Here is a 12,841-nt window from a genome sequence, read left to right as displayed (position 1 = left end):
ACTAAAAGATAAAAAGAAAAAGTGCATTGCAGTAGATGTTAAACACTTCTGCAATGCACTTTATTATACTATTTAAAATGTAATCAGTTGATTTTCTTCTCAGCTTCAAGAGATGCACGAAGCTCACCGCTCTTGTAACGCTCAATAATGTTATTGATACGCTCTACAGGATTTAAGAGATCGCTGATAGAAGCATCGTGGTTAAGTGTATCGATAAGGTAAGCGATATACTTACTCATATCGCAGCTAATGTACCATTCGCGGGACAGAAGCTCTGGTGTCTGATAAATAAGGTTTGTTGTAAGAACCTTGTCAATGAGGCCTTCCTCATAAGCCTTATCAAATTCCTCAAGTCCACTTGTAAACAGACCAAAGGTTGAGAAAGCATAGATTCTGGCAGCCTTGCGCTCTTTAAGAGCTCTGGCAACATCAAGAAGAGATTCTCCTGATGAGATCATGTCATCAACGATGATAACTGACTTGCCCTCAACACTTGTTCCAAGGAACTCATGTGAAACGATAGGATTACGTCCATCGACAACCTGTGTATAATCACGTCTCTTGTAGAACATACCTACATCGAGACCAAGTACGCTGGCAAGATAGATAGCTCTTCCCATTCCGCCTTCATCTGGAGAGATGACCATCATGTGGTCTGAATCAATCTGAAGATCCCAGACGTTGCGGAGAAGTGCCTTAATAAACTGATATGTAGTGCGGACAGTTTCAAATCCATTAAGAGGAATAGCATTCTGAACACGTGGATCGTGAGCATCGAAGGTAATGATATTATCAACACCCATGTTGACCAGTTCCTGAAGAGCAATAGCGCAGTCAAGAGATTCTCTTGAGCTTCTCTTGTGCTGTCTTGATTCATAGAGGAAAGGCATGATAACTGTGATACGTCTTGCCTTACCACCGACAGCTGCGATTATTCTTTTTAGATCCTGGTAGTGATCATCAGGAGACATGTGATTCTCCTGACCAAAAAGAGAATAAGTCTGTGAATAGTTACATACATCAACGAGGAGATAGAGATCATCACCACGAACAGAGGTCTTGATAACACCCTTGGCCTCACCAGTTCCAAATCTTGGAACCTCAGCATCCAGAATATAGGATGGTCTCTCATAGCCTGTAAATGCAAGGCTACCTTTGTGTTCGTTTTCTCTCTCAGCTCTCCACTTTACGAGATAGTAATCAACCTTTTCTGCCAGTGTCCTTACTCCCTTAAGGGGAATAATTCCAAGTGACCCAACAGGAATTGTCTCCAGATTACGTTTCTCTTCTCTCTTTGGCATTACTGCAAATCCTCACTTTCTTTTCTTGCAATCTTTTTTAATTTACGAATATCCTGACCGGATAACTTCAGAAGTTTGTAGTTGCTGATTATTCTAGATGAAATACGGTCAGAGTAAATAGCCTGTAAGTCTTCAAGAGAAAGGTTTGTAGTTATGATAGTTGATTTCTTCCTGAGATCCCTTTCGTTCAGACAGGAGAAGAACTCGGATAACACAAAACTAGTTGGACGTTCCGTACCAAGGTCATCGATAATAAGAAGTTCACAGTTATAAAGATCTTCGTAAATACTGTGGAGTTCTTGCTTCGCCTTGTAATCGAAGGCATATTCACCTAGCATGGTAAACAGCCCCAGGGAACTGAAATATATGACTGAGTGACCTTTCTTGAGTAGTTCATTGGCAATACATATCGAAAGGAACGTTTTGCCAGTACCCACTGTACCATAAAAAAATAAATTTTGGTAGTCAGAGTTGAAATTCTTAACAAAATCTTCACTGTTACGAACAGCACCCTGAAATTTTCTAAGATCTTCTCCAGAATAATATTTGTCTGAAAGAAGCTTAAAGTTTGCAGATTTGGTAAGGGTTTTAAGATTTGACTTGTTGTAAAGAGATTCGACAATTTTCTGCTTGAAGCAGTGGCACTTTTCGTTGCCAATATATCCAGTATCCTTGCAATCAGGGCAAGTATACCCCATATCAAGATAATCTGAAGAAAATCCGGCTTCAGTTAAAAGAGTGAGCTTTTGTCTTGAAAGCTCCGCCAGCTGATTTTTGAGAACTGAGCGGTCAAGCTTTTCACCTGCCAGAAGTCTTTTGCCAAAGGCTACACTGGCGGTTGCTACCTGGTCCTCTAGTTCCTTGTATCCAGGAACGCTTTCATATACATAACGCTGTCTGTCCTCAAGCTCCTGCCTGTGGAGAGAGCGTAGTTCTTCGTATCCATGCATTATTTCGTCATACTGAGCGTTTGTTAATGCCATGATATTCTCCCTTGCATAATTTTGCCCTGTACGTGCTTCGGGGAAGGCGTTTATAGACGCCGCCGCCAAACCAAAGTACAGGGCTGGGTTTTTGGATGCCTTTACCTGATTCCCCAATCAGATAAAAGAAGTGTATTAGTTGTCCAGAAGCTGCTTCTCAAGCTCAGTAAAATCATAAGTATTCTGCTGGAACTGATTGAAGCGGTTCTGGGAACCGTTAGGACGAATATATGATTCGTCTAAGCGGGCTTTGATATCGATGGATGCTACGGAAGCCTTTGCCTTCTTTTTGCGAAGGTCAGCGGTGTGCTCTGCATCTAACCTGGCAATATCCTCCCTTGTCACTACCTTACTCTTATGCCAGGAGCGAAGAATGCCGTCGCAATACTTAAGGCGATTCTTCTGTGTAGCCATGACAGTGCGTTCGCAGGCTTCCATGATAATATCCATCGTAAATCCTAGCTCCCCACGCCACGAACTGATAACGGACCCTTCCGTTACAGTAGGTGCATTTTCCATACCCAGGGCCTTCATAACTGAAATGATATCCCCATCATGCTTGTAGCTTTCCGCACGAGCCTGTCTAGGCGTTTTGATGCCTTCCTGATTCCAGCTAATGGCAACCTTTTCCATGTATCTGAAATCAGATTTATGATTATCGACGCAGTACTGCATCAGATAGTCCAATAACTCATCACTAAATTTCAGCTCATCATGAATGTAGTATATAGTAGACATCTCTGATGGATTAAGAGGTCTGCCGTAGTACTGTTCAGCAACGTACATGATACCGCTTCCGGAATTCTCCTTGAAACTCTTGAGCTGAGCAGCAGTGTAATTTGGCTTACCTGGTGCCACTTCAGAGTTGTCAGACACACTAGGTCTTACAGAAGGAAGCGCTCTGATCACGCTGTCTTCCCTTCTTCTGCCAAGACTCTTGTGTGATGTTATCTCTTCCATATGTATGCTGGTAAGATTCTGGTCTTGATCATATACGAGACTGATGAGACCCTTCTTCTCCCAGTATTTAAGGGCGCGAATAACGTCCTTCTCTGTATGATTGAATTTATCAGCAAGATCTGGAACACTTGTTGGTAAATTCGATGCCATCATACGCAGTAAAAACAAGTAAATCTTGAGCTGCGCATCGTTTGCATCCTGCATGTATTCATCAATGAAAATGTTGGAAACATAAGTAGAATCCTCCCCCATATTTTGACTGATAGTTACCTTCCCCATCATATTTCTGATCACCTCTTACAATATTGATATGTTCTGAGGTATAAATTACGTTGATCCTCCGCCAAACGTAAAACAAGCTTTTTTCACCTGAACTCCCTTGAACAATTGAAATTATAGCATGGCATTTTTTTAAATGATATTGGAAAAAGTGATGAAGAAATTGAGCACCTGTGGGCAGTCTGAGAGATTAGACTTAATTGTGGACAATGTGGATAACGTGGATTATTTATTACGACAGAAATAAAAAACAGCCATCCCATCAGCCCTTCCTCCAAAAATATGGAAGTGGAAAATGGGTGGCTGTTATCCACCGAAATCGATTGAATATTTTGACCTGTCCACGGTGGAAATGTGGATAAGTGTTATTTGCCTAGGAGTTCGTCGCCTATTTTCACAACATCACCGGCACCCATGGTTATCAACAAATCTCCTTTTGTGCAATTTTGCAAAAGGTATTTTTCTATTTCACTAAAATTTTCAACAGTTGGAAAATAATTACACTCGTGACCTAATGCGACAATCTTGTCTCTTAAGGTTCTGGAGCTGATTCCCAGGTTATCTTTCTCTCTGGCAGCGTAAATATCAGCAAGTACAACATGATCAGCAAGGGAAAGAGCCTGTGCAAACTCATCTAAAAGGGCCTTGGTCCTTGTATATGTGTGTGGCTGGAATACGCACCATATCTTATTATGTGGATAGTTCTGTGCTGCTGTAAGAGTTGCCTTTATCTCAGTTGGATGATGGGCGTAGTCATCGATTATAGTAACTCCACCTATCTCACCCTTATACTCAAAGCGCCTGCTGGTACCACCAAACATTGAAAGTGCTGATACAATGTGCTCTTTGTCTATGCCAAGGATATTAGCTACTGCTATAGAAGCAAGAGCATTGTACACATTGTGGATACCAGGTACAGCCAGAGTGACATTCAAAGTATCTCCCCCAGGCATATGCGCTACAAATGAAGGATTGCCCTGAGCATCATAGGTAATGTCAGTTGGATAGTAGTCAAAACTATCTAATGAGCCGTAGGTGATTATATTGCAGCTAAGACCATCTGTGATTTCAGAAACATTGTCGATATCGCCGTTGATAACAAGGCTACCATCGGCTGGAAGGAGCTGTGCAAACTTCCTAAAGGAATGACGGATGTCGTCAAGATCCTTGAAGAAATCGAGATGATCTGCATCTATATTAGAAATAACACTGATCTTAGGGAAGAAGCTAAGGAAACTGTTAGTATACTCACAGGCCTCAGTAACAAAATACTCAGACTTGCCAACTCTTATATTGCCGCCTATATCCTTGAAGATACCGCCGATTGAAAGTGTTGGGTCTGTGTCTGCCTCAAGCAGGATCTTGGATAGCATGGATGTTGTTGTTGTCTTGCCATGAGTTCCAGCAATAGCTACAGGAAGGTCGTATTCCTTCATGATCTGACCAAGGAGTTCAGCTCTTGTGAGCATTGGGATGCCTGCCTCTTTTACAGCTACAAACTCTGGATTGTCAGGGTGAACAGCTGCTGTGTAAACGACCACATCGATTGGCTCTGCAGCTGCGATATTCTCGGCCTTCTGTCCGTAGAAAATCTTGACTCCGCGAGACTCTAAAGCTCTTGTCATTTCAGATTCCTTATTATCTGAACCTGAGATCTTAAAATTCTCTTCTATCAAAATCTGGGCAAGTCCGCTCATTGATATTCCGCCTATGCCCATGAAATATACGTGTACAGGTTTTTTAAAATCTATCTGATACATGAAAATCCTCGATTCTAAGTATGATTCTACTTATAATTAATATCTCTTTTACCGGATTATATTCTAGCACTTATTTAGTCATTGTCAAAAAAGATAAAATAAACTAAATATAAATTTAAAAAAACACAAAATCACATCATTAATGCGCCTTATTTATGCTATACTTTTATATAGGGAAAAAAAGCGATTTAGCAGCAATGAGGTGGAACATGATAAAAAAAGAAATGATCGCAATGCTTTTGGCAGGGGGCCAAGGCAGCAGGCTAGGCGTGCTGACAGCCAAGATGGCTAAGCCAGCCGTATCGTTCGGGGGTAAGTACAGAATAATCGATTTCCCTCTGAGCAATTGTATTAATTCTGGAGTGGATACTGTCGGAGTTCTTACGCAGTACAGACCACTTCGTCTAAACTCTCATATTGGCATAGGTATTCCGTGGGACCTTGACCGTAACTTCGGTGGTGTAACTGTTTTACCACCTTACGAAAAGAGCTCCAATAGTGAATGGTATACCGGTACCGCCAATGCAATTTACCAGAACTTAGAATATATGGAGAATTATAATCCTGATTATGTACTGATCCTGTCTGGTGATCATATTTATAAGATGGATTATGAGACAATGCTCGACTTCCATAAGTCAAGCGGCGCAGATGCTACAATCGCCGTTATGCCGGTTCCAATGGAAGAGGCCAGCAGATTCGGTATCATGATCACTGATCAGAACAAGAGGATCATCGATTTCGAAGAGAAGCCAGAGCACCCACGCAGCAATCTTGCTTCTATGGGTATCTATATCTTCTCCTGGAAGGCGCTCAAGGAAGCCCTTATAAAGAATAAAGATCAGGCGGGCCTTGATTTTGGTAAGCATATCATTCCTTACTGCAAGGAACAGGGACAGGCTCTTTATGCTTATGAATTTGATGGCTATTGGAAGGACGTTGGAACACTGACATCCTACTGGGAAGCCAACATGGAACTTATCGATATTGTTCCAGAGTTTAACCTCTATGAGGAATACTGGAAGATATATACAGCAAGTGACGTTCAGCCACCTCAGTATCTCGGCCCGGATAGCGCAATTGAGCGCAGTATCGTAGGCGAGGGATGCGAGATTTACGGCAAGGTCTATAACTCAGTTATCGGACCTGGCGTCAAGATCGGCAAGGATACAGTTGTCAGCCACTCTATCATCATGAATGAGACAGAGATTGGTGAGGGCTGTAACATAGAAAAGGCAATCATCGCTGAGAAGGCCAAGATTGGTAATAGAGTAACTCTTGGAGCCTTTGAGGAAAAAGAGAATGAGACCAAGCCCGGTATTTATTGTGAAGGTCTCTGCACTATCGGTGAGAAATCAGTTATTCCAGACGATGTACAGGTCGGCAAGAATACAATGATTTCCGGTAACACTACCAAGGAAGACTACCCAGGTGGAATCCTTGATAGCGGCAGAACATTAGATAAGGCAGGTGATTGACATGAGGGCGATAGGCATAATTTTAGCAGGCGGTAGCAGTAGTAGAATGCAGGAACTTTCCAAGCGCAGAGCGGTATGTGCTATGCCCGTGGCTGGTTTTTACAGGAGTATCGATTTTGCTCTTAGTAACATGACCAACTCTCACATTCAGACAGTTGCCGTATTCACACAGTACAACGCAGGAAGCCTTAATACACACCTTAGTTCTTCCAAGTGGTGGGACTTCGGACGTAAGCAGGGCGGCTTGTACGTATTTACTCCAGCAGTTAAGGCATCAGGAAATCTCTGGTACAGAGGAACAGCAGATGCCATTGCACAGAATCTTGAATTCTTAAGAAGCTGTCACGAACCATACGTGATCATCACTTCAGGAGACTGTGTATACAAGATGGATTACGCCAAGCTTCTTGAATACCATATTCAGAAGCAGGCAGATATCACAGTGGTATGTAAGGACATGCCAGCCAGCATTGATACAGAGAGATTCGGAACTATCCGCATGAATGAGGAGAGCAGGATCGAGGAATTCGAAGAGAAGCCAGTTGTATCAAGGTCCAATACAATTTCATGTGGTATCTACGTTATCAGAAGACGTCAGCTCATCGAACTGATCGAAAGAGCTGAGGCAGAAGAGAGATATGATTTCGTTAGAGATATTCTTGTAAGATACAAGGATATGAAACGAATCTATGGCTACAAGATCAAAGAGTACTGGAACAACATCGCATCAGTAGAAGATTACTACAGAACCAACATGGACTTCTTAAAGCCTGAGGTACGTAATTACTTCTTCCGTGATTATCCAGGAATCTACACCAAGGTAGTAGATCTTCCGCCAGCTAAATATAACGTGGGGGTAAACGTTAAGAACAGTCTTATTTCCAGTGGATGCATCATCAACGGAACCGTAGAGGATTCCCTGGTGTTCAAGGGGGCGTTCATAGGAAATAACTGTTACATCAAAAATTCTATAATACTTAATGATGTGTACATCGGGGACAATTCACACATTGAGAACTGCATTGTTGAGAGCCATGGAACAATCCAGGCGAACTCTTATTACAAGGAAGAAAATGGAATTAAGGTCGTAGTAGAAAATAATGAACGCTACGTGCTTTGATATAGGGACGAAAAGTCTGACGAATGCATGCTTGCATGCGAATTCGTAAGACCTTGAGGACCTAACAAACATGAGTAAAAAAGACATGCGAACGTAGTGAGCATGGCGATTTACGAATGGTTGTAGGATTGCGAAAGTACGCAGTACGGAGCAATCCGTATATCATATATAGAACACATTAACAACTGACAACTTCAGTTTCAGCAACCAAGAGGGGGTTACAACTATGAAGATTACAGATGTTAGAGTAAGAAAAGTCACCAAGCAGGGCAAAATGCGCGCAGTAGTTTCAGTTACTTTTGACAACGAATTCGTTGTTCATGACATCAAGGTGATTGAAGGCGAGAGAGGCTTGTTTATCGCAATGCCTTCCAAGAAGTCAACTGATGGAGAGTACAGAGACATAGCACATCCTATCAATTCTGATATGAGAAAAGTCCTTCAGGACACCATATTAGAAGCCTATGATAAGGCTGCAGACGAGGTTGCCGAGGGGGATTCGGCAGTCGTAGAATAATGCAAAATTAAATTTAATAAAATAATAATCAAGGGGGCTTAGATTTCTAGGCTCCCTTATGTTATTATAGTGCTTAATAAATACGCAGGGGCATGTTAAACGGTTCCTGCGCATATGTGCGTGCGCAAAAATATTACTCTTGCGGGGAATGGTAACATGTTACAGCTATTAAGAAAATTGTTTGTAAAAGAGAAAGAAGAGGAAACAGGAAAGATGTACGTTATTGCGGGACTAGGTAACCCGGAAAAGAAATACTTTGGAACAAGACATAATGTGGGCTTTGCGGTAGTAGATGCCCTTGCAGATAAATATGGAATCGAGTTTACAGAGACTAAGTTCAAGGCAGCCTATGGAAAAGGCAGGATAGGAGCTGACAGGGTTATCCTTGTTAAGCCCCTTACCTATATGAATCTTAGCGGAGAGGCCATAAGACCTATTTGCGACTACTTCAAGATAGATTCCAAGGAAGAACTCATTGTTATATCAGATGATGTTGAGCTTGATGCAGGAAACATCAGAGTGCGTCCTAAGGGAAGCGCAGGCGGTCACAACGGCCTTAAGAACATCATAGCCCAGCTTGGACACAGCGAATTTAACCGCGTTCGCGTTGGCGTTGGCAAAAAGCCCAAGGAATGGGACATGGTAGATTGGGTTCTTGGCCACTTTGAAGGCGAAGATGCTGTTAACATCAAGGAAGGAATAGACAGAGCAATTCTTGCAGTTGAGGAGATAATGACTGCAGGTGTGGATTCTGCCATGAACAAGTACAACACCAAAAAGAAGGACTGATGGCATATGAGAGCGATACAAACTCCCTTACATGAATTAAGTCAATTTGAAGAAATAAATAAATATCTTGAAAAGCCCTTTGCCTGCGCAGAGGTTACAGGATGCGTGGACTCTCAGAAGCTTCATTTTATTGACAGCCTGGGAGCAGAGTTTAAGTACAGAATAATAGTTACCTACTCAGACCTTAGGGCAAAAGAGATATATGAGGACTATAAGTTTTATGACAGAAATGTCACAGTATATCCTGCAAAAGACCTTATCTTTTACCAGGCGGATGTTCATAGTAACGAGATAGTAAGGCAGCGTATCCGCACCATGAGGCGTCTTTTGGAGGGAAGGCCAGTTACTGTTGTCACAACCTTTGCAGCTCTTATGGCCCCCCAGATAAAACCTGAGATCATAAGGGATAATATTCTTGCAATTGACAAGCACAAGCCAATTGATGAGATTGAGATTGCTAAAAGACTCACCACCATGGGATATATCAGGAACTACCAGGTTGAAGGCCCAGGTGAATTCTCAGTTCGTGGTGATATTGTGGATGTCTTTGACCTTACTGAGGAAAATCCTATCCGTATCGAGCTCTGGGGAGATGAAATCCAGTCTATCAGAAGCTTTGACATATTATCTCAGAGATCCCTTGAGAAACTGGAGTCTGTTGAAATATATCCTGCATCTGAGATCATTCTGGACGACAAGCTCCTGGAAGAAGGAATGGACAGAATCCAGGAGGATACAGATAAAAGAGTTGCGTCACTTCGCGCCGAGTTTAAGACCAAGGAGGCGCATCAGCTAAAGACTCAGACAGAGGAACTAAGGGAGCAGCTCTTTGAACTAAAATCCCTTGTAAACCTCGAGAGTTACATCAAATATTTTTACCCGGATACAGTAACCATGCAGGAGATGTTTCCTAAGGGAAAGAGCTGCATCTTTATTGACGAACCACAGAGAGTTCAGGAGCATGCCTGGGCTGTGGAAACCGAGTTTAAAGAGAGCATGACACACAGGGCTGAGAAGGGATATATCCTTCCTGGGCAGATGGATCTTTTGTACTCTATTGATAACTGTATCGCCAGAATGGAAAATGGCAGACGAGTTCTGATATCTGGCCTTCAGATGCCAAAGTCACAGAATCTCTTTGCTCCGGAAAAGAGCTGGGACATCAGGGCAAGGAGTATTGCGCCCTATAATAACAGCTTTGAATCTCTTGTGTCTGACCTTAAAAAATATGTCAAGGAAGGCTACAGAGTCCTGATCTTGTCAGGATCCCGCACCAGGGCTAAGCGAATTGTAGATGACCTTAGGGATAATCTTGTTACAGCCTTCTATAGTGAAGATCCGGGAAGAGTGTTAAAGCCAGGCGAGATTATGACCTATTACGGCAGGATTTTAAAGGGCTTTGAGTATCCTGAGATTAAGTTTGCCGTAATTGCGGAGAGCGACATCTTTACAGAGCATGTCAAAAAACGCAAAAAGAAGAAAAAGAGTGAATTCCAGGGAGAGAAGATATCGAGCTTTTCAGATCTTAAGATTGGAGACTACGTTGTCCATGAAGATCATGGCCTTGGAATTTATCGCGGAATAGAGAAGATTGAAACTGACCATGTAGTCAGAGATTACATAAAGATTGAGTACGGGGATGGAGGAAATCTCTACGTTCTGGCAACAGGACTTGGAGTAATCCAAAAGTATGCTTCTGGTGGAGATGATTCAGAGGTTACGCATAAGCCCAAGCTCAATAAGCTTGGCAGTGTTGAGTGGAGTCATACCAAGAATAAGGTCAAGGCAGCAGTTGAAGAGGTTGCGCAGGATCTTGTTGAACTCTATGCAAAGCGCCAGCAGGCTAAGGGACACCAGTTCAGCTCTGATACTGTGTGGCAGCAGGAGTTTGAGGATGCCTTTCCTTATCAGGAAACAGAGGATCAGCTTAATGCTATAGAGGATACCAAGCGCGACATGGAGTCTTCTATTATCATGGACAGACTTGTCTGCGGCGATGTAGGGTTTGGTAAAACAGAAATTGCGATCCGCGCGGCCTTTAAGGCTGTTCAGGATGGCAAGCAGGTTGCAGTTCTGGTGCCTACAACAATTCTTGCTCAGCAGCACTACAATACCTTCTCACAGAGAATGCGTGATTTCCCTGTAAGAGTTGATCTTATGTCCAGATTCAGGACACCTGCTGAGATGAAGAAAACTGTGACAGACCTCAAGAAAGGTCTTGTGGATATTGTTATAGGAACCCACAGGCTTCTGTCCAAGGATGTTCAGTATAAAGACTTAGGACTTCTTATCGTAGATGAGGAGCAGCGCTTTGGCGTAACCCACAAGGAAAAACTTAAGACACTCAAGGAAAACATAGATGTTTTGACACTTTCTGCAACACCTATTCCAAGAACTCTCCACATGTCGCTTGTTGGCATCAGAGAGATGAGTGTTCTTGAGGAAGCTCCCAATGACAGAATGCCTATCCAGACCTATGTCATGGAGTACAACGATGAGCTTGTCCGTGAAGCTATTGTAAGAGAGCTGGCAAGAAACGGTCAGGTTTACTATGTATATAACAGAGTCAATACTATAGCTGACGTGGCAGCTCAGATACAGAAGCTTGTTCCAGAGGCTAATGTGGCCTTTGCTCACGGTCAGATGAAGGAATCTGAGCTTGAGAGGATCATGTATGACTTCATTGACGGAACTATAGATGTTCTGGTTTCAACTACAATTATTGAAACAGGCCTTGATATTCCTAACGTCAACACAATGATCATCCATGACTCAGATAAGATGGGACTTTCACAGCTCTATCAGCTAAGAGGCCGTGTAGGACGATCCAATAGGACAGCCTATGCCTTCCTTATGTACAAGAAGGACAAGATGCTCAAGGAAGTTGCAGAAAAGCGTCTTTCTGCGATCCGAGAGTTTACTGATCTTGGAAGCGGCTTTAAGATTGCTATGAGAGATCTTGAGATCAGAGGAGCAGGAAGCCTTCTGGGCCGCAAGCAGTCAGGACATATGCAGGCTGTAGGCTATGACCTGTATTGCAAGATGCTGGGAGAGGCCGTAAGACACAAGAAGAATGACGGAGCAGAGGCTGATGGAGACTACATCTTAGATGACATCAACACCAGCATAGACCTTGATGTCAGCGCCTTCATTCCTGATAACTATATATTAAACGAAGAGCAGAAGCTTGAAATATACAAGAGAATTGCAAGCCTTGAGAATCAGGGCGAGTGCGATGATATGAAGGATGAGCTGATAGACAGGTTCGGCGAAGTCCCTGAGACCGCTATAAACCTGCTGCGCATATCTCTTTTGCGTACAAGAGCTCATGCCCTCTACATTCCTGAGATCAAGGGCGGTAATGGCAAGATTGAGATCAAGGTAAATCCTAACGCCAAGATTGATTCCGGCAAGATTCCTGGCTTTGTTGCCAGCTACAAGGGCAAAATGACCTTCCACGCAGCCGGAATCCCTGTCTTTGTCTATACTTATGACAAGGACAAGAACCCAGCCAAGGCTGAGCAAAAGCTCCTTGAGGACACTGAGGCAATCATCGAGAAGATGCAGAGCTTGCTTGCTGGGAAGAAGTGATGCAAGAAAAAGAAAACAAGAATATTTGCATCACAGAGGCCAGTAAAAATCATGCAAAAGAAA

9 protein-coding genes are annotated in these 12,841 nt (G+C 42.8%); 5 read left to right on the top strand and 4 right to left on the bottom strand.

Translation table 11 applies throughout. From position 1 onward, the window contains the following. Positions 1 to 83: 83 nt before the first annotated feature. The 4 genes from G631_RS0113820 to murC form a co-directional block, all read right to left on the bottom strand. The gene (locus G631_RS0113820; protein ID WP_026489954.1) at positions 84 to 1,301 is read right to left on the bottom strand and encodes a ribose-phosphate pyrophosphokinase; all 1,218 of its coding nucleotides are present in this window, start codon (positions 1,299 to 1,301) and stop codon (positions 84 to 86) included. Further along, entirely contained in the window at positions 1,301 to 2,284 is a 984-nt protein-coding gene (locus tag G631_RS0113815) for an ATP-binding protein (RefSeq protein ID WP_026489953.1), read from the bottom strand. The genes G631_RS0113820 and G631_RS0113815 overlap by 1 nt, the downstream gene beginning before the upstream one ends. 135 nt (positions 2,285 to 2,419) lie before the next feature. Continuing rightward, positions 2,420 to 3,526 carry a DnaD domain protein gene (locus tag G631_RS0113810; RefSeq protein ID WP_051197271.1) on the bottom strand — a complete coding sequence of 369 codons (1,107 nt, stop codon included), beginning with the start codon at positions 3,524 to 3,526 and terminating at the stop codon, positions 2,420 to 2,422. Between the two features lie 362 nt (positions 3,527 to 3,888). Next, complete coding sequence (gene murC / locus G631_RS0113805; protein WP_026489951.1) at positions 3,889 to 5,283, bottom strand: UDP-N-acetylmuramate--L-alanine ligase; 1,395 nt, start codon at positions 5,281 to 5,283, stop codon at positions 3,889 to 3,891. 209 nt (positions 5,284 to 5,492) lie between these two features. On the opposite strand from murC, the gene G631_RS0113800 reads away from it, so the two are divergent. From G631_RS0113800 to mfd, 5 genes are all read left to right on the top strand, one after another. Continuing rightward, positions 5,493 to 6,761 (top strand): glucose-1-phosphate adenylyltransferase, encoded by a 1,269-nt coding sequence (locus G631_RS0113800; protein ID WP_026489950.1) that lies wholly within the window; start codon positions 5,493 to 5,495, stop codon positions 6,759 to 6,761. 1 nt (position 6,762) lies between these two features. Further along, positions 6,763 to 7,881: a glucose-1-phosphate adenylyltransferase subunit GlgD gene (gene glgD, locus G631_RS0113795; RefSeq protein WP_026489949.1), complete on the top strand. Its 1,119-nt coding sequence runs from the start codon at positions 6,763 to 6,765 to the stop codon at positions 7,879 to 7,881. Between the two features lie 226 nt (positions 7,882 to 8,107). Then, the gene (gene spoVG / locus G631_RS0113790) at positions 8,108 to 8,398 is read left to right on the top strand and encodes a septation regulator SpoVG (RefSeq protein ID WP_026489948.1); all 291 of its coding nucleotides are present in this window, start codon (positions 8,108 to 8,110) and stop codon (positions 8,396 to 8,398) included. A 213-nt stretch (positions 8,399 to 8,611) separates the two neighbouring features. Continuing rightward, on the top strand, positions 8,612 to 9,187 hold the full coding sequence (gene pth / locus G631_RS0113785) for an aminoacyl-tRNA hydrolase (RefSeq protein WP_026489947.1): 576 nt from the start codon (positions 8,612 to 8,614) through the stop codon (positions 9,185 to 9,187). A gap of 6 nt (positions 9,188 to 9,193) precedes the next feature. Further along, positions 9,194 to 12,778, top strand: coding sequence for a transcription-repair coupling factor (gene mfd / locus G631_RS0113780; protein WP_026489946.1), 3,585 nt, complete (start codon positions 9,194 to 9,196; stop codon positions 12,776 to 12,778). Positions 12,779 to 12,841 lie beyond the last annotated feature (63 nt).

This window comes from Butyrivibrio sp. XBB1001 (assembly GCF_000424505.1).
GTDB lineage: Bacteria > Bacillota > Clostridia > Lachnospirales > Lachnospiraceae > Butyrivibrio.
Note: the sequence above shows the minus strand (reverse complement) of the source record. Positions and strands in the feature narration are given on the sequence as shown.

Bases quoted from the DNA above. Each gene is read 5' to 3' on its own strand.
- mfd (WP_026489946.1), top strand. From the start codon at position 9,194: ATGAGAGCGATACAAACTCCCTTACATGAATTAAGTCAATTTGAAGAA.
- glgD (WP_026489949.1), top strand. From the start codon at position 6,763: ATGAGGGCGATAGGCATAATTTTAGCAGGCGGTAGCAGTAGTAGAATG.
- G631_RS0113800 (WP_026489950.1), top strand. From the start codon at position 5,493: ATGATAAAAAAAGAAATGATCGCAATGCTTTTGGCAGGGGGCCAAGGC.
- pth (WP_026489947.1), top strand. From the start codon at position 8,612: ATGTACGTTATTGCGGGACTAGGTAACCCGGAAAAGAAATACTTTGGA.
- G631_RS0113820 (WP_026489954.1), bottom strand. From the start codon at position 1,301: ATGCCAAAGAGAGAAGAGAAACGTAATCTGGAGACAATTCCTGTTGGG.
- murC (WP_026489951.1), bottom strand. From the start codon at position 5,283: ATGTATCAGATAGATTTTAAAAAACCTGTACACGTATATTTCATGGGC.
- spoVG (WP_026489948.1), top strand. From the start codon at position 8,108: ATGAAGATTACAGATGTTAGAGTAAGAAAAGTCACCAAGCAGGGCAAA.
- G631_RS0113810 (WP_051197271.1), bottom strand. From the start codon at position 3,526: ATGATGGGGAAGGTAACTATCAGTCAAAATATGGGGGAGGATTCTACT.
- G631_RS0113815 (WP_026489953.1), bottom strand. From the start codon at position 2,284: ATGGCATTAACAAACGCTCAGTATGACGAAATAATGCATGGATACGAA.